General features: G+C 74.9%; 14 protein-coding genes. 9 read left to right on the top strand and 5 right to left on the bottom strand.

The features are described from left to right. Positions 1 to 14: 14 nt before the first annotated feature. Entirely contained in the window at positions 15 to 431 is a 417-nt protein-coding gene (locus GA0070614_RS06250) for a GNAT family N-acetyltransferase (RefSeq protein ID WP_088975057.1), read from the bottom strand. A gap of 80 nt (positions 432 to 511) precedes the next feature. Further along, positions 512 to 1123: a dTMP kinase gene (locus tag GA0070614_RS06245; RefSeq protein ID WP_088975056.1), complete on the bottom strand. Its 612-nt coding sequence runs from the start codon at positions 1121 to 1123 to the stop codon at positions 512 to 514. Between the two features lie 197 nt (positions 1124 to 1320). Here GA0070614_RS06245 and GA0070614_RS06240 point away from each other — a divergent pair, with 197 nt between their 5' ends. The 4 genes from GA0070614_RS06240 to GA0070614_RS31630 all read left to right on the top strand — a co-directional run bounded on the left by GA0070614_RS06240 (position 1321) and on the right by GA0070614_RS31630 (position 6465). Then, complete coding sequence (locus GA0070614_RS06240) at positions 1321 to 1884, top strand: dihydrofolate reductase family protein (protein WP_088975055.1); 564 nt, start codon at positions 1321 to 1323, stop codon at positions 1882 to 1884. Positions 1885 to 1902: 18 nt separating this feature from the next. Next, positions 1903 to 2751 (top strand): TrmH family RNA methyltransferase, encoded by an 849-nt coding sequence (locus GA0070614_RS06235; RefSeq protein ID WP_231933558.1) that lies wholly within the window; start codon positions 1903 to 1905, stop codon positions 2749 to 2751. A 60-nt stretch (positions 2752 to 2811) separates the two neighbouring features. Continuing rightward, positions 2812 to 4263 (top strand): argininosuccinate synthase, encoded by a 1452-nt coding sequence (gene argG, locus GA0070614_RS06230; RefSeq protein WP_088975054.1) that lies wholly within the window; start codon positions 2812 to 2814, stop codon positions 4261 to 4263. A gap of 267 nt (positions 4264 to 4530) precedes the next feature. After that, entirely contained in the window at positions 4531 to 6465 is a 1935-nt protein-coding gene (locus tag GA0070614_RS31630) for a PucR family transcriptional regulator (protein WP_088979263.1), read from the top strand. Between the two features lie 133 nt (positions 6466 to 6598). Here the strand turns inward: GA0070614_RS31630 and GA0070614_RS06220 are convergent, their stop codons facing one another. Continuing rightward, the gene (locus tag GA0070614_RS06220) at positions 6599 to 7948 is read right to left on the bottom strand and encodes a hypothetical protein (RefSeq protein WP_088975053.1); all 1350 of its coding nucleotides are present in this window, start codon (positions 7946 to 7948) and stop codon (positions 6599 to 6601) included. Between the two features lie 90 nt (positions 7949 to 8038). Between GA0070614_RS06220 and murD the strand changes: the two genes are divergently transcribed. Then, positions 8039 to 9388 carry a UDP-N-acetylmuramoyl-L-alanine--D-glutamate ligase gene (gene murD, locus GA0070614_RS06215; RefSeq protein WP_088975052.1) on the top strand — a complete coding sequence of 450 codons (1350 nt, stop codon included), beginning with the start codon at positions 8039 to 8041 and terminating at the stop codon, positions 9386 to 9388. 132 nt (positions 9389 to 9520) lie between these two features. Here murD and GA0070614_RS06210 read toward each other — a convergent pair whose 3' ends face one another. Then, entirely contained in the window at positions 9521 to 10489 is a 969-nt protein-coding gene (locus GA0070614_RS06210) for a hypothetical protein (protein WP_231933557.1), read from the bottom strand. A gap of 96 nt (positions 10490 to 10585) precedes the next feature. Between GA0070614_RS06210 and GA0070614_RS06205 the strand changes: the two genes are divergently transcribed. The 4 genes from GA0070614_RS06205 (at position 10586) to GA0070614_RS06190 (ending at position 15282) form a co-directional block, all read left to right on the top strand. Further along, positions 10586 to 11464, top strand: a complete 879-nt coding sequence (locus GA0070614_RS06205; protein ID WP_157744949.1) for a hypothetical protein — start codon at positions 10586 to 10588, stop codon at positions 11462 to 11464. A 36-nt stretch (positions 11465 to 11500) separates the two neighbouring features. Continuing rightward, on the top strand, positions 11501 to 12376 hold the full coding sequence (locus GA0070614_RS06200; protein WP_088975050.1) for a hypothetical protein: 876 nt from the start codon (positions 11501 to 11503) through the stop codon (positions 12374 to 12376). Positions 12377 to 12487: 111 nt separating this feature from the next. Continuing rightward, complete coding sequence (locus tag GA0070614_RS06195; RefSeq protein ID WP_088975049.1) at positions 12488 to 13795, top strand: aspartate aminotransferase family protein; 1308 nt, start codon at positions 12488 to 12490, stop codon at positions 13793 to 13795. After that, entirely contained in the window at positions 13792 to 15282 is a 1491-nt protein-coding gene (locus tag GA0070614_RS06190; protein ID WP_088975048.1) for a CoA-acylating methylmalonate-semialdehyde dehydrogenase, read from the top strand. Before GA0070614_RS06195 ends, GA0070614_RS06190 begins: the two co-directional genes overlap by 4 nt. Here the strand turns inward: GA0070614_RS06190 and GA0070614_RS31010 are convergent. Beyond that, the gene (locus GA0070614_RS31010) at positions 15254 to 16861 is read right to left on the bottom strand and encodes an acyltransferase family protein (RefSeq protein WP_231933556.1); all 1608 of its coding nucleotides are present in this window, start codon (positions 16859 to 16861) and stop codon (positions 15254 to 15256) included. The two genes, GA0070614_RS06190 and GA0070614_RS31010, sit on opposite strands and share 29 nt — an antisense overlap. Positions 16862 to 16976 lie beyond the last annotated feature (115 nt).

Here is a 16976-nt window from a genome sequence, read left to right as displayed (position 1 = left end):
GTGACGGCGGGGCCTCACCCCCGCCAGGGGCCGACGCGGAACATGCCGGTCATGTCGTCGTGCACGGCGTAGCCGAAGCTGCGGTAGAGGCTCACCGAGTCGCCGGCGGCGAACAGCCCGACGAAGGTGCGCGACGACGCCCGCCCGGCGACCCACTCCTCCAGCCGGCGCACGATGGCCGCGCCCACGCCCCGGCGCTGCCGCTCGGGCCGCACCGCCAGGTCCTGGAGGTAGTAGTAGATCGCCCCGTCGCCGATCAGCCGGCCCAACCCGATCACCCGGTCGCCCTCGACGGCCACCACCGCGTGCAGGGACGCGGCCAGCGAGGCGGGGATCGCCGTCGGGTCGTACGCGTCGGTCCAGCCGACGGCACGGGTGACCTCGACGAACTCCTCGACGGTGGGCAGCCGGTCGACCAGGCGGTACTCCATGATCAGGAAGGTAGCCGCTCGGACCCGGCCGCGCCGCCGATTACCCGGTCGTGCCGCCGATTACCCGGTCGTGCCGCCGATCACCGGGTCGTGCCGCCGATCACCCGGCGGACCGCCCGGTCCAGGCCGGCGGCCACCGCCGCCCGGTCGGCGTCGCCGTCGAGCACCACGAAGTCGGCGAACTCCGGCAGCGCCCGGTAGCCGGCGTCCAGCGCGGTCAGGTGCGCCAGCTCCTCGGTGTCGATGCCCCGGTCGCGTACCCGCCGCTCGGCGCGGGTGGGGGAGACCGCCAGGAAGCAGACCAGGTCCGGTCGCGGGAAGGGCGCGTACGCGGCCCGGACCAGGCGGACGCCCCGGTCGCCCCGGGCCCGCATGATCACGTACTGGCACCAGGTCCAGCGGTCCATCACCCCGACCCGTCCGGTGACCCGGGTGACCAGCACGGCGCGGGCCAGCGCCAGCCAGCGCACCGTCGCCTCCAGCGCCGGGTAGAGCCGGCGGCCGAACAGGTCCACCCCGTCGCGGCGGCCCAGCCGCCGGGCGAGCGCGTTCCACACCGGGCGACCACCGGCGTTCTCCAGGTACGAGGCGGGGACGCCGGCCGCGCTCAGCCGCCCGGCCAGCGCCTTCGCCTGGGTCGACTTGCCGGAGCCGTCCACCCCGAGCAGCGCGATGATCACGGGACGGGCCACGTCCCGGCACGGTAGCCGCAGCGGGCAAGACGCCACCCCCGCGCCGGCTCCCCGCGTCACGGTGACCGGGGTAGCTGGGGTCGCGGCCGAAGGGTTGCCCGCCGACGACCTCCCGGCGGTTGTCGGGTCGGGTCGTTCCGCTCCGACCCTCCGGTGAGAGCGCCCGACCGGGGCGCCCGCCGGAAGGGGAGACCGACATGCGCAGGCTCGTCCACTGGGTGCACCAGTCCGTCGACGGCTTCATCGAGGGCCCGCAGGGGGAGTTCGACTGGCCGGCGATGGGGCCGGAGCTGTCCGCGTACTCGCTCGGGCTGACCGAGCGGGTGGACGCGTTCCTCTACGGGCGGCGGGTCTGGGAGCTGATGGCCGGGTACTGGCCCCGGGTGGAGTCGATCTCCCAGCACCCGCACGACCTGGCCTTCGCGCCGATCTGGCGGCGTACGCCGAAGGTGGTCGTCTCCCGTACCCTCGACGCCGCCGGGCACGGCGCCCGGGTGATCGGCCGTGACCTGGCCGCCGAGGTCGCCGCGATGAAGGCCGAGCCCGGCGGTGACCTGCTGCTCACCGGCGGCGCGGGCGCCGGCGCGGCGCTGGCCGGCCTCGGCCTGGTCGACGAGTGGCAGGTGGTGGTCCACCCGGTGGTGCTCGGCGGCGGCGCCCCGACCTTTCCCGGCAAGGACCGCGCCGACCTGCGGCTGGTCGGGTCCCGGGTCTTCGACGGCGCGTCCGTGCTGCTGCGCTACGAGCGGGCGGCCGGGTGAGGACCGCCCCGACGCCCGGTGACGGACACCCGGCAGAATCGTCGGGTGCCCGTCCTTGAGATCACCGACCCCGACGACGAGCGGATCGCCGACTACCGCGCGTTGACCGACGTCGAGTTGCGTACCCGCTGGGAGCCCCCGCACGGCCTGTTCATCGCCGAGGGCGAGCTGGTGCTGCGGCGGGCGCTGCGGGCCGGCTACCCGGCCCGGTCGTACCTGGTCGACGCCAAGCGCACCGACCAGCTCGCCGACCTCGACACCGGCGACGCGCCGGTCTACGCGGCCACCCCGGACGTGCTGGAGCGGGCCACCGGATTCCACGTGCACCGGGGGGTGCTCGCCTCGTTCCGGCGCAAACCGCTGCCGAGCGCGGCCGAGCTGCTGGCCACCGCGCGCCGGGTGGTGATCCTCGAGAACGTCAACAACCACACCAACCTCGGCGCGCTGTTCCGGGGAGCCGCCGCGCTCGGGATCGACGCGGTGCTGCTGTCGCCGTCCTGCGCCGACCCGCTGTACCGGCGCAGCGTGCGGGTCAGCATGGGGGAGGTCTTCGCGATGCCGTACGCCACGCTGGAGCGCTGGCCCGCCGGCCTGGACCAGGTGCGGGAGGCGGGCTTCACCGTGCTCGCCATGACGCCGGCTCCGGACGCCGTGCCGATCCAGCGGTTGACCCTCGCGCAGCGCGAGCGGGCCGCGCTGCTGCTCGGGGCCGAGGGGCCCGGCCTCACCGATGCGGCCCAGTCCGCCAGCGACGTCCGGGTGGTCATCCCCATGCGGCGCGGGGTGGACTCGCTGAACGTCGCCGCCGCCGCGGCCGTGGCGTTCTGGGAGCTGGGTCGCGACGATCCGCCCTTCGACGCCGGGTAGCCGCGACGGATCGCGGGGTCGAGTTGCATGACCATGCGATCTGATGAATAATCTTGCCTTGTGTCCAAGGTTCTCACCTCCCTGCCCATCGGCGAACGTGTCGGCATCGCCTTCTCCGGCGGCCTCGACACCTCGGTCGCGGTCGCGTGGATGCGCGACAAGGGCGCCGTCCCCTGCGCCTACACCGCCGACATCGGCCAGTACGACGAGCCCGACATCGCCTCGGTGCCCGGTCGTGCGCTCAGCTACGGCGCCGAGGTCGCCCGACTGGTCGACTGCCGCGCCGCCCTGGTCGAAGAGGGCCTGGCGGCGCTGACCTGCGGTGCCTTCCACATCCGCTCGGGCGGGCGGGCGTACTTCAACACCACGCCGCTGGGCCGGGCCGTGACCGGGACCCTCCTGGTCCGGGCGATGATCTCCGACGACGTCCAGATCTGGGGCGACGGCTCGACCTTCAAGGGCAACGACATCGAGCGGTTCTACCGCTACGGCCTGCTGGCCAACCCGCAGCTGCGCATCTACAAGCCGTGGCTGGACGCCGACTTCGTCACCGAACTGGGCGGGCGCAAGGAGATGTCGGAGTGGCTGCTCGAACGCGGCCTGCCGTACCGGGACAGCACCGAGAAGGCGTACTCCACCGACGCCAACATCTGGGGCGCCACCCACGAGGCGAAGACCCTCGAACACCTCGACACCGGCATCGAGACGGTCAACCCGATCATGGGAGTCCGGTTCTGGGACCCGTCGGTGGAGATCCCGACCGAGGACGTCACGATCGGCTTCGACCAGGGCCGCCCGGTGACCATCAACGGCAAGGAGTTCGGCAGCCCCGTCGACCTGGTGCTGGAGGCCAACGCCATCGGCGGCCGGCACGGCCTGGGCATGTCGGACCAGATCGAGAACCGGATCATCGAGGCCAAGAGCCGGGGCATCTACGAGGCGCCCGGCATGGCGCTGCTGCACGCCGCGTACGAACGGCTGGTCAACGCCATCCACAACGAGGACACCCTGGCCAACTACCACAACGAGGGCCGCCGCCTCGGTCGGCTGATGTACGAGGGGCGCTGGCTGGACCCGCAGGCGCTGATGCTGCGCGAGTCGTTGCAGCGCTGGGTCGGCACGGCGGTCACCGGCGAGGTGACGCTGCGGCTGCGCCGGGGCGAGGACTACTCGATTCTGGACACCAGCGGCCCGGCGTTCAGCTACCACCCCGACAAGCTGTCGATGGAGCGTACCGAGGACTCGGCGTTCGGCCCGTCGGACCGGATCGGCCAGCTCACCATGCGCAACCTGGACATCGCCGACTCGCGGGCGAAGCTGGAGCAGTACGCCACCCTCGGCATGGTGGGCGGCGCGACCCCCCAGCGGATGGTCGGCGCCGCGCAGGCGGCCTCGACCGGGCTGATCGGCGCGATGCCGGAGGGCGGCGCGGAGGCCATCGCCTCCCGGGGGGTGCCCTCCGCCGAGGACGTGGCGCTCGACCGCGCCGCGATGGAGTTCGGCGTCGACTGATCGGCGTCCCGGCACGCGGACCCGCTCCCGCAGCCGGATCCGCACGGCGGCGCGACGACGCGCAGGCGGCCCCGCAGCCCGATGGCTGTCGGGGCCGCCGTCGGTTCGCCCCGGCAGCCGGCGGCAGGGGACGCGACTGGTCCAGGTGCCCCACCCAGCCGCCGTCGGCCGAGCGGGCCAACGTGAACGGGGCCCGACGAGCCGACGTGCAGCCCCGGCCGGGGCCGCACATTCCGCAGGAGGATCACGGAGGGTAGCGTGTCGGCCGTGTTCCCTACCGTCCGTGAGGTGCTCGCGCTGGATCCGGTCCGCCACGGCGCCCCGCGCCTGGTCGCCGGGGACGCCGGGCTGGACCGGCCGGTCCGCTGGGTGCACGTGGCCGAGGTGCCGGACATCGCCACCCTGCTCGGCGGCGGCGAACTCGTCCTCACCACCGGCATCGGGCTGCCCGCCGACGACGCAGGGCTGCGCGCCTTCATCGACGACCTGGCCGACGTCGGCGTCTCCGGGCTGGTGGTCGAGCTGGGCCGCCGGTACGTCAGCGGGGTGCCCCGGGTGATGGTGGCGGCCGCCCAGCGGCGCGGGCTGCCCCTGGTCGAGCTGCGGCGGGCCACCCCGTTCGTGCGGATCACCGAGGCGGTGCACGCGCTGATCGTCGACGCCCAACTGCACGAGCTGCGCGCCACCGAGGAGATCCACCAGCGGTTCACCGAGCTGTCCGTCGAGGGCGCCGGCCCGGCCGAGGTGGTGCGCCAGGCCGCCGAGCTGGCCGGCTGCCCGGTGGTGCTGGAGAACCTGTCCCGGCAGGTGCTCGCGTACGACCCGGCGGGGGAGAGCGCCGAGCTGCTGCTGGACGGCTGGGAGGAGCACTCCCGGCGGATCCGTCCGGCCGGGCGCACCGCGTACGACGCGGACAGCGGATGGCTGGTGACCACCGTCGGCGCCCGGGGCCAGGACTGGGGGCGGCTGCTGCTGCGCTGGCCGGGCGGCGGTGACCTGGGCGGCGGTGGCACCCGCCCGACGGGCACCCCGCCCACCCGGCTGACCATCCTGGTGGAGCGGGCGGCCTCGACCCTGGCGCTGGGCCGGCTCATCCGGCGCGACGCCGAAGGGCTGGAACGGCAGTTGCACCGTACGCTGCTCACCGCCCTGCTGGACCACTCCCGGCCGGTGGACGAGGTCGCGCTGCGGGCCAAGGCGCTCGGCGTCACCCTCGACCGGCGGCACCTGGTCGGGGTGGTGGTCCGGCACCGCCTCGACGAGCCGGTGGCCGACGGCGCCCCGGCGGGGGAGAGCGGCCTGTGGATCGACGCCGCCCCGGAGGCCGGCCCGGCCCGGCTGCGTGACCTCGCCGAGGCGGTCGGCCAGGCCTTGCGGGAGGCGAAGCTGACCGCGCTGACCAGCGCCGTCGACGATCAGGCGGTGGGCGCCCTGCTCGCCCTGCCGGACGCGGCGGCCGAGGAGCGCGCCCTGACCGCCTTCGCCACCGCGCTGCGCCGCATCCGGCTGGACACCGCCCCGTCCCGCCCGACCGCCGTCCGGGCCGACCCGCCCACCGCCCCGTCCCGTCCTGCCGGGATCCGGGCGGACGCGCCCACCGCCCCGTCCCGCCCGACCGCCGTCCGGGCGGACGCGCCCACCGCCCGGGTGGCAGGGGCGCGCGGCGAGGCCGCCGAGGGCCGGGGACCGGCCGGGCGGGCCGACGGCTGCCGGTCCGCCGGTCCCGCCGCCGATCCGGGTACGGGTCGCCCGGACGCCCTCGTGGTGGCCGCCGGCTCCGGGGTGGGCAGCCTGCGGGAGGCGCGCCGGTCCCTGATCGAGGCGCGGCAGATCGCCGACGCCGCCCGCCGGGACCGGCGCGACCTGCCGATTTTCCGGCTGCCGCACGTCGGCCTGGCCGGGCTGCTGCACCTGCTGCGCGACGAGCCACGGGTGCAGACCTTCGTCGAGCGGGAACTCGGCGCGCTGCTGTCGCACGACGCCCGGCACCCCCGGGAGCAGTTGCTCGGCACCCTGCGGGCGTACCTGGACCAGGGCCGCAACAAGTCGGCGGCGGCCGCCGCGGCGCACCTGTCCCGGCCGGCCTTCTACGAGCGGCTGGCCCGCATCGGCCGCATCCTCGACGTCGACCTCGACTCCGTCGAGGCCTGCCTCTCCCTCCACGTCGCCCTGCTCGCCCTGGACGCCATCCGCACCCCCTAACCCCCCCCACCCCGCCCGGGCCCTCCCGTTGACTCCGTTGATCATGAAGTTGTTGTCACCCGCCACGGCGTGTCGCGGCAATAACTTCATGATCAACGAGCGGAGGTGGAGGCGGGTGGGGTGAGCGGTGGGGTCAGGTGAGGGCGGTGAGGGTCTTGGCGTAGGGGGCGGGGACGAAGTTCGGGCCGCCGGGGGTGAAGACGTCCGACTCGGCCGCGGCCGACCAGGCGCTCGCCGGCACCGCGTCGACCAGGGCGCGGACGACCGGGGCGTCGCGCCACTGGTCCTGCTCGGCCAGCAGGCTCAGCGCCACCACCGACTCCTCCACCTCGCCGACGCACTCGAACGGCTTGTGCCCGTCGACGCCGAGCAGCTCCCGGTAGCCGGGGATCTGGGCGGGGTCGGCCAGCAGGTCGCCGCCGAAGATGCGCACGACGCGCTCGCGCGGCATGAACGGGGCCATGGCCAGGAAGACGAACCGGCACTTCGGGCAGTTGCGGCACCACCGCTCGCTGGGGTCGCGCAGCTTGAACGCGGCGTTGCAGCTGGTGACCACCGCGTCGTACCGGTCGATCTCGGCGAAGAGCCGGGCGATGTGCAGCTCCGACAGCGACCGCAGCAGCGAGAAGTACGGCTCGGTGAGCCCCGCGTGCTCCGACAGCGCCGCCCGTAGCATCCCCTCGGCCTCGACGCCCTTGGACCACTGGTGGTTGATCTCGTGGCCGTTCCAGACCAGGTTCGGGTCGGAGGCGGAGCGCTCGTTGGACATCACCACCGGGCCGAGCCCGTGCAGCACGGCGGTGGCGACCGCGATCAGCGAGTTGATCGCGGTGACCGGGATGTGGCCGTTGCGCGCGCCGGCGGCGTTCAGCTCGAACAGCACCGGGTCGATCCGCCGCCGGGCGGCCAGCGCGGGCAGCCCGGACGCCTCGTTGACCGACACGATCACGTGGTTCGGGTTGACCGAGAAGGGCACCGGGTCGAGACCGGCCCGGCGCAGCGCCTCCAGCGTGACGATCGAGTCCTTGCCGCCGCCGACGGCCGACAGCGGGCGCCGGTCCGAGTCGTCGTACACCCGGGGTGGCGACACCTCGCCGGCCGGCACCTCGGGACGCAGCGTGAGCACGTGCGGCAGCTGGTTGCGGTACGCGTACTCGCCGAGGCCCTTGGTGTAGACGGCGGTGACCAGCTCGGCGGCGGCCGCGCCCAGCGGCGCCGGCAGCACCAGCCGGGGCGGCGCGGCGGCCTTGTAGTAGCTGACCCCGGCGACGACGTGCAGCAGCTCCAGGACGCGGCCCAGGGTGGCCACCGTCTCGTCCGAGGGCGGCTCGGCCGGCAACGGCAGCGTGATCACCTCGGTGAACCGCTGCTCGCCGTCGGGACCGGTCAGGGCGTAGTCGAACAACGCCTCACCGGTGGCGAGATCGATCGAGTAGGACGGGAAGGTGAAGGCGTCCATCCGCCGGAGCTGCTCGTTGGGCACACGCCATACTAGGCCCTGGTCTGTCCGGCCGTGTCCGGCTGCGCCGGACCGCCACCCGGCTGACCGCCGTCGACACCCTGAGGAGAGCTTGTGCGCCTGTCTGACCTGCGCGGACGTCGAGTCGCCGTCTGGGGGGCCGGCCGTGAGGGCCGCGCCGCCGTGACCGCCGTCGCCGCGCACGGCCCGGCCGACCTGGTCGCCGTCGACGACAGCGCCAACTTCCTCACCCTGCCCTGGGAAGGGCCGCTCGCCGAGGCCGCGCCGCTGGTCACCGGGGAGGACGCCTTCGACCGGCTGGCCGCCGCCGACGTGGTGATCCGCTCCCCGGGCGTGCCGAGCACCCACCCCTGGATGGTCGAGCTGCGCCGACGCGGGGTGCCCGTCACCCAGGGCACCGCGCTCTGGATGGCCGACCACGCCGACCGGACCATCGGGGTCACCGGCAGCAAGGGCAAGAGCACCACGTCCAGCCTGATCAGCCACCTGCTGGCCGCGGTCGACCGGCCCAACGTGCTCGGCGGCAACATCGGCGTACCCACGCTCGACCTGCCCGAGGCGGAGCTGTACGTGCTGGAGCTGTCCAGCTACCAGTGCAGCGACCTGACCGACTCGCCCCGGGTCGCGGTGGTCACCGCGCTCTTCCCCGAGCACCTGGACGCGCACGGCGGCGAGGCCGAGTACTACCGGGACAAGCTGAACCTGCTCGCGTACGGCCCGCGCACCGTGGTGGTCAACGGCGCCGACCCGCGCCTCGCCCTGGAACTGGGCGACCGGGCGGCGGTGCGCGCGGGCCGGCCGGACACCGCGCACGTGGCGCCCGGCCCCGACGGCGCCGACTGGTTCCACCTCGCCGACCGGCCGCTCTTCCCGCGCGCGGTGCTGCCGTTGGTGGGCCGGCACAACGAGGGCAACCTGTGCGTGGCGCTCGCCGTGCTCGACGCGGTCGGCGTCGACGTGGTCGCCCGCCGGGACACCCTGGCGGTGGCGGTCGCCGGGTTCCAGGGGCTGGCCCACCGGCTCACCGAGATCGTCGACCCGTCCGGCCTGACCTTCGTCGACGACACCCTCGCCACCAGCCCGTACGCGGCCATGCACGCGATCGACGCGTACGAGGGGCGGCCGTTGACGGTGATCGTCGGGGGCACCGACCGGGGCCTGGACTACACGCCGCTGGCCGAGCACCTGGCCGAGCGGGAGATCACCGTGATCGGCATCCCGGACAGCGGCCCCCGCATCGTCGAGGCGCTCGCCGGGCTGCCGAAGGTGCGTACCGAGACGGTGGACGACCTGGCCGACGCCGTCCGGCTGGCCCGGCAGGTGACCCCGGCCGGCGGGGTGGTGCTGCTCTCGCCGGCCGCGCCCAGCTACGGCCGGTTCCGCAACTTCGAGCACCGCTCGGAGGTCTTCGCCCAGGCCGTCCGGGACACCGCCGCCGGCTGACCGGCCGTCACGCCGCTCCGCCCGGGCCCCGGCCCGTCCGGCCGTCACCGTCCGGCCGTCACCGTCCGGGCCGGTCACGGCGAGGCCGTGGTCGGCCCGGCGGCGGGCTCGCCGCGCCGGAGCAGCGACGGCTCAGCCCAGCACGGCGTGCAGGGCCCGCATCGACCGGATCGCCGAGCGGATCTCCTGCAGGTACCGCCCGGGGGTCAGGGCCGGCTCGGGCAGCGCCGTCAGGTCGGGCAGGGCCGGGTCGACGCCGACCGTGTCGATGCCGCAGCCGTACGGCACCGCGAGGGTGCGCAGCGCGTCGCAGTGCTGGAACGGCACGTAGATCGGCGCGGTCACCATCAGCACCGGGTCACCGGGGCGCAGGACGACGTGCCCGGCCCAGAACCGTTGGGTGTCGGCGGTGTGCGCCCGGCGCAGCGCGGGCTCGCTCGACGGCGCGGCGAGCACCCGCACCGGCGGCAGCCCCGACGGCCGGTAGGTCCGCGAGGACCACCGGTGGTGCGGATGGCCCCCGTCGTGCCCGTCCTGCGCGGCCGGCGCGGTCACCCCGAACACCCGTCGCACCGCCGCGTCGAGCACGTCGACCTCGGTGTCGCCGGTCAGCCCGGCCGTGGCCAGCACGCCCCGCTCCACCTCGGACAGCGGCCGGAAGCTGCCCAGCACGGCGACCTCACCGGTCACCGACGGGCCGTGCCGCAGCAGGTGCGCGGCGTACCGGACGCGCCGCAGGCAGGCGTGGGCCAGCCCGCCGAGCACCACCAGGTGGGCGTAGCGGGGGTCGGCGGGCGGGGCGGGACGGACCAGGCCGAGCGCCTCGGCCGCGGCCAGCACCAGGGCGGCGGTCGTCGGGTCGAGGGCCGGCTCGCGGGCCTCGGGGCGTTCCCGCCCGCCCCGGAAGTCCCAGTGCCGGGCGGAGAAGTCGTCCAGCGCGGCCAGCACCACCGCCAGGTCACCGGCCGGCCAGTCGCCGCCGAACCGGTCGACCAGGGTGCGCAGCGGCGGGGAGTCCACCCAGGCCCGGACGCCGACCGCGATCTCGTCGGCGCTCGCCCGTGCCCGCCCGGTCGGCAGCGCCACCCCCGCGATCCGCACCCGCCGGATCGTACCGGCCGCCGGGCCCGCCGACCGGCAGCGACGGCCGGTCGTTGTGGACCGTCACTACGCTGAGGACACATCACGGATCGGAGGGTGACGATGACCGGTGAGGTGCTGGGTCGCGGGGCCGAGCGGCGGGTCCGGTCCGCCGGCGGGCTGGTCAGGCTGGTCGCGCACACCGACCCGGTGGCGCTGGTGGGCATCTCGCTGTCGATCGCGCTCTCCGTCACGCTCGACCTCACCAACGCGGCCACCGGGGTGGAGTCGCTGCTGGCCGGGCTGATGGGGATCACCATCTCGCTGCTGGTGGACTCGCTGGCCCGGGCGGAGCGCCGCTTCCACCTGCGTACCCTGCTGGACGGGCCGCCCTGGCTGGTGCAGGGCACGCCGCAGATCGTCGCCGCCGTGCGGGAGGCGGTCGAGCGGCACGCCGAGACCCGGGTCGCGGCCGAGGCGCAGCGCCGTTACGAACAGTTCCGTGTCGAGGCCGAGCAGCTCGCCGCCGGCCGGATCATCCGGCCCGGGGACGACGACGAGGACCTGATGGGCGCCACCCGGGACTGCGTCCGGCGGATGTCCGGGCTGACCAACGTGACGCCCCGGGCCAGCGGGGAGCTGAGCTGGTGGTACAGCGACATCGGACGGCGCTACTGGGAGGCCAACCTGGCCGCCCTGCGGCGCGGCGTCCGGATCACCCGGGTCTTCGTCCACGCCACCCTGACCGACGAGCTGTCCGAGTTGGTGGAGACCCAGCGTCGCGCCGGGGTGCGGGTCGGGTTGCTGCCGCTGGGCGTGGTCGGCCCGCACCTGCACGTCAACCTGACCCTCTGGGACGGCGCGAGCTGCTGGGAGGCCAGGATGAGCGCGCACGGGGAGATCACCGAGAACCGGTTCTCGGTGGATCGGGCCGACGTGGACCGCCTCACCCGCGTCTTCGACCAGTGCGCCGCCGCCGCGACCTTCCGGAACTGACCGCGCCGGCGACGGGGCGGTGGAGACGGAGCGGCCATGACCTGGGCCGCCGTGCTCCTGGTGACCGCCGTGGTGTGGGCGGTCAGCGTGATCCGCTCGGTGCGGCTGCGGGCCTTCGTCTACAGCCTGCCGCTGCCGATGACCCTCGCCCTGGTCACCACGGGTCACCGGGTGGACGGCGCCCAGGTGCTGGGTGTGCTCGGGCTGAACCTCTTCTTCGGCACCGTGGCGCTGACCCACCGGCGGCTGCGCTGGCCCGTCCTGCTCGCCGACCTGGCCGGGATCGGCGCGTACGTGGCGGTGAGCGTCGGCCTGCTGGCCGTCCCGATCCCGTTCGAACCGGCCCTGGCCGCCGTGCTGGCGCTCTGGACGGTGGCGATGCTGGTGCTGCGCCGCCGGGCCCGCGCCGCCGGCCCCGCCGTCAGGGAGCCGGAGGCCGCCGGCCGGGACGGCCTTCCCGCCCCGGTCAAGCTGGTGGTGATCTTCGCCGGGGCGGTGCTCACCGGGCTCCTCGGTGAGCTGCTGCGCGGGATGGTGGTGACCTTCCCGTACGCCGGTGTGCTGGTGGCCGTCGAGGCCCGTCGCCACCTGGTCGCCTTCAGCCGGCACTTCGCCCGCAACAGCCTGGCGCTGGTGGGGTTCCTGACCGGGTACCACTACCTCCAGGACGTCTCACCCGCCGCCGCCCTGGTCGCCGGCTGGGCCGCCTTCGCGCTGGTGTCGATCGCCCTGCACCTGCCGCGCGTCGTCGGGGCGGTCCAACCGGTGACGCGGCGGCGTGCCGGCGACGCCACGGCGGACCGGCGCGCGGCGACCATGCGCTACGGATCACGCGGCGACGACGCCGAATCGGTGCGGAGAAGATCGACACACGACGGCCGATGGCACGGAAATCGTGGCGATGGGGGTTGACGCGCTGTCAGGCCGGCACCTCCGGTCGGCTACACAGTGACAGTTGTTCCGGCCACCCGGCGGTGGAAGCGTGCGGGGAACGCGAAACCGCCGCCGCTGAAGGGTGCGACGATGACCTCCGACGACCTGCTGGCCCGACACCGGGCCGTGCTCCCGTCCTGGATGCCGCTCTACTACGCCGAGCCGATCGAGCTGGTCTCCGGTTCGGGCCGACGGGTGACCGACGCGCAGGGCCGCACCTACCTGGACTTCTTCGGCGGCGTGCTGACCTCGATGATCGGGTACGACATCGCGGAGATCCGCGACGCGGTCGAGCGGCAGATCCGCACCGGCATCGTGCACAGCTCCACGCTGTACCTGATCCGCCAGCAGGTCGAACTGGCCGAGCGGATCGCCCGGCTCTCCGGCATCCCGGACGCCCGGGTGTTCTTCGCCAACTCGGGCACCGAGGCGAACGAGGCGGCGCTGCTGTTCGCCACCAACCACCGCCGCTCGTCGCAGATCCTGGCGGTGCGCAACAGCTACCACGGCCGGTCGTACGCGACGATGGGCGTCACCGGCAACCGGAGCTGGTCGGCCAGCGCGCTCAACCCGCTCCAGGTGGCCTGGCTGCACTCCGGGGACCGGCTGCGCGGGCTGCTCGCCCGGCTGCCCGAGGCCGACCGGATCGACGCGGCGGTGGAGGACCTGCGCGAGGTGCTCGCCACCCAGACCGCCGGTGACGTGGCCTGCCTGATCGCCGAGCCGATCCAGGGCGTCGGCGGCTTCGTCGCCCCGCCGGACGGGCTCTTCGCCGCCTGGAAGAAGGTCCTCGACGAGCACGGCATCCTGCTGATCTCCGACGAGGTGCAGACCGGCTGGGGCCGGACCGGCGAGCACTTCTGGGGCTACCAGGCGCACGGGGTCACGCCCGACCTGCTCACCTTCGCCAAGGGCATCGGCAACGGGTTCGCCCTGGCCGGGGTCGTCGGCCGCGCCGAGGTGCTGGAGTCGGTGCCGGCGATCAGCTTCTGCACCTTCGGCGGCAACCCGGTCTCCACCGCCGCCGGCAACGCCGTGCTGGACTACCTGCGCGACCACGACCTGCAGGCCAACGCGGCCCGGGTCGGCGCGATCCTCGCCGACGGGCTGCGCGCCGCCACGGCCGACCTCGACCGGGTCGCCGAGGTGCGCGGCAAGGGCCTGATGCTCGCCGTCGAGTTCGTCCGTCCCGGCACGGCCGAGCCCGACCCGGCGCTGGCCACCCGGGTCCTGGAGGCGTGCCGGGCCGGTGGCCTGCTGGTCGGCAAGGGCGGCCTGCACGGCAACGTGCTGCGGATGGGTCCGCCGCTGACCCTGACCGAGGACGAGGCCCGCGAAGGGCTGGCCGTCCTCGTCGACGCGATCCGCTCCTGCGCCGCCCAGGCGGTGGGGGCATGACCCTCATCGGGCACTTCGTCGACGGCAAGCGGATCTCCGGATCGTCGGCGCGGCGCGGCGACGTCTTCGACCCGGCCACCGGACGGCGTACCGGTCAGGTGGAGCTGGCCTGCGCCGCGGACGTCGCGGCGGCGGTCGAGTCCGCCGAGCGGGCCGCGCGTGGCTGGCGGGACGCCTCCCTGGCCCGGCGGACGGCGGTGCTCTTCGCCTTCCGCGAGCTGGTCGCCGCCCGGCGCGACCGGCTCGCCGAGGTGATCACCGCCGAGCACGGCAAGGTGCTCGCCGACGCCGCCGGCGAGGTGCAGCGCGGCCTGGAGGTCATCGAGTACGCCTGCGGCATCGCCTCGGCGCTGCGCGGCGGGTTCAGCGAGAACGTCTCGACCGAGGTCGACTCGTACAGCATCCGCCAGCCGCTCGGCGTGGTCGCGGTGATCTCGCCGTTCAACTTCCCGGTGATGGTGCCGCTGTGGTTCGTGCCGGTCGCGGTGGCCTGCGGCAACGCGGTGGTGCTCAAGCCCAGCGAGAAGGACCCGAGCGCGGCGCTGCTGCTCGCCGAGTGGTTCGCCGAGGCGGGCCTGCCCGACGGGGTGCTCAACGTCGTCAACGGCGACGCCGAGGCGGTCGACGCGCTGCTCGACCACCCCGGCGTCAAGGCGGTGTCGTTCGTCGGCTCCACCCCGGTCGCCCGGCACGTGCACCGGCGCGCCGCGCTGGCCGGCAAGCGGGTGCAGGCGCTGGGCGGGGCGAAGAACCACATGGTGGTGCTTCCGGACGCCGACCTGGACCTGGCCGCCGACGCGGCGGTCAACGCGGGCTTCGGCTCGGCGGGGGAGCGGTGCATGGCGGTCTCCGCGCTGGTCGCGGTCGAGCCGGTCGCCGACGCCCTGGTCGCCAGGATCGCCGTGCGGATGGCCGGGCTGCGCACCGGCGACGGCCGGCGTGGCTGCGACATGGGTCCGCTGGTCACCGCCGCGCACGCCGAGCGGGTGCGCGGGTACGTCGAGGCGGGGGTGGCCGCCGGCGCGGTGGCGGTGGTCGACGGGCGGGACGTCACCCCGGACGGCGAGCCGGGCGGCTACTGGCTCGGCCCGACCCTCTTCGACCACGTCACCCCCGACATGTCGATCTACACCGACGAGATCTTCGGCCCGGTGCTCAGTGTCCTGCGGGTCGGCTCGTACGACGAGGCGGTCGAGTTGGTCAACGCCAACCCGTACGGCAACGGCACGGCGATCTTCACCAACGACGGGGGCGCCGCCCGGCGCTACCAGCACGAGGTGGAGGTCGGCATGGTCGGGATCAACGTGCCGATCCCGGTGCCGATGGCGTACTACTCGTTCGGCGGGTGGAAGGCGTCCCTCTTCGGCGACCTGCACGCGCACGGCGAGGACGGGGTGCGCTTCTTCACCCGGGGCAAGGTGGTCACCAGCCGCTGGCTCGACCCGCGCCACGGCGGGGTCAACCTCGGCTTCCCCACGCAGACCTGAGCAGCCGCAGCAGACCCGCCCCGGCCAGGTACGCCAGCAGGGCGGCCACCGGCACCCCGAGGGGCTCCGGGGCCGCCCTCGGCGTCTGCGCGTTGCCCACCAGGGCGTACACCACGGCGGCGAAACCGACGGCGGCCAGCGCGCCCCGCACGGCCGCCGACCGCCCGGCTCCCCGGGGCTGCTCGGCCGGCGTGCCGCGGCCGGGGCGGGTGGCGCGGGTACCGGCCTCGACCGGACCGAAGACGGCGACCAGGACGGCCAGCACCACGGTCAGCAGGAGCACCCACGGCAGCCGCCAGGCCAGCCAGGCCGCCGACCCGGCCGCCGGGGTGGGCAGCAGCCCCGCCGCGTCGAGTGCGCCGACCAGCAGGATCGCGGCGGTCAGGTGCCACAGGAAGACGGTGAGCACCACCGCGTTCACCGCGATCACCGCCTGCCACGGGCGTGGCCGGTGCAACCACCGCTCGGCCGGGCCGCGCAGCAGCAGGATCAGCCCGAGCTGGGCGACGGTCAGGGTGAGCAGGGCCAGGCTGGGCGGGGCGGCGTTGTCCAGCCGCTCACCGGGCACGTTGAGCATGGCCACCGGGTACGGGCCGACGGTGGTCAGCAGCACCGTCGCGGCCAGCCCGCCGAGCAGCGCCACCCCGCCGGCCCGCCGGGACATCGGCAACCGCCGCGACCGCAGGCCGCGCCGGCCGTCGTGCCGGGATCCGTCGTGCCCGGGTCCCGCGTGCCCGGGGCCGTCGTGCGCGGGTACGTCGTGCCGGGATCCGTCCTGTCCGGGGCCGTCGTGCCGGGATCCGTCCTGTCCGGGGCCGTCCTGTCCCGGGCCGGCCTGTCCGGGGCCGTCGTGCGCGGGTACGTCGTGTCGTGGTCCCTCGGGTCGCGAGCCGGGGGAGTCGTCGTGCGCAGGGGCCGGGGGCGGGGTGCGGGCGTCGTGCCAGGCGAAGCCGAGCTGGTGGACGGCGAGCCAGCCGAAGAGGTAGTTCGGCACGGCCAGCTCCGCCGGGCCGAGCGTCCGCCCGACGTCGCCGGCTGCGACGAGGACCGCCAGCGCGACGGGCACCAGCAGGCCGAAGCGCCGGTGCAGCGCGTACATGGCCGGGGTCAGGGGCACCACCAGCAGGTAGGCGGCGAGGAACCAGAGCGGGATGGTGGCGAACCAGACGACGGTACGCACCAGCGTGGCGTCCGCCCCGGCCAGCGAGGCCACCGCGGCGCCGCCGGTGAGCACCAGCAGCAGCGCGGTGGTGGGGCGCAGCAGCCGGGCGGCCCGGTCCAGCAGCCAGCCGGCGGCGTCCCCGCCCCGGGCCCGGCGGGCGGTCAGCGAGGCGGCGTTGGCGAACCCGCCCACCAGGAAGAAGACCGGCATGACCTGGGCCGCCCAGGTCAGCGGGTACGCCCACGGCAGCTCGGGCAGGGCGGAGCGCCCGGTGGGCCGGCCGGTGGCGTCCTCGCCGATGACGGTGACCGCCCAGTGACCGATGACGACCATGGCGATGGCGACCGCCCGGAGCAGGTCGACGTAGCGTTCCCGGCCAGCCGGGGTGCGCTCGGCGAGCTGGGCCAGGCGGCGCATGGGCCCAGGCTATGCCAGCGCGGGGTGGCCGGTGGTGACAACGGTTCGGCCACGGGTCTTGAAGTCCACGCGCTCCTGCCGTAGAAATTCTTCAGCAACACCACGTGAACTGAAG

Origin of the sequence: Micromonospora coxensis, assembly GCF_900090295.1 — a bacterium.
GTDB classification, from domain to species: domain Bacteria; phylum Actinomycetota; class Actinomycetes; order Mycobacteriales; family Micromonosporaceae; genus Micromonospora; species Micromonospora coxensis.
The sequence above is the reverse complement of the archived record's forward strand: the minus strand, read 5'-3'. Positions and strand labels throughout refer to the sequence as shown.

What these genes read in the sequence shown, in the direction of transcription:
- GA0070614_RS06240 (WP_088975055.1), top strand. Translation starts at nt 1,321, where the DNA reads ATGCGCAGGCTCGTCCACTGGGTGCACCAGTCCGTCGACGGCTTCATC.
- GA0070614_RS06190 (WP_088975048.1), top strand. Translation starts at nt 13,792, where the DNA reads ATGACCCTCATCGGGCACTTCGTCGACGGCAAGCGGATCTCCGGATCG.
- GA0070614_RS06200 (WP_088975050.1), top strand. Translation starts at nt 11,501, where the DNA reads ATGACCTGGGCCGCCGTGCTCCTGGTGACCGCCGTGGTGTGGGCGGTC.
- GA0070614_RS06250 (WP_088975057.1), bottom strand. Translation starts at nt 431, where the DNA reads ATGGAGTACCGCCTGGTCGACCGGCTGCCCACCGTCGAGGAGTTCGTC.
- GA0070614_RS31010 (WP_231933556.1), bottom strand. Translation starts at nt 16,861, where the DNA reads ATGCGCCGCCTGGCCCAGCTCGCCGAGCGCACCCCGGCTGGCCGGGAA.
- GA0070614_RS06195 (WP_088975049.1), top strand. Translation starts at nt 12,488, where the DNA reads ATGACCTCCGACGACCTGCTGGCCCGACACCGGGCCGTGCTCCCGTCC.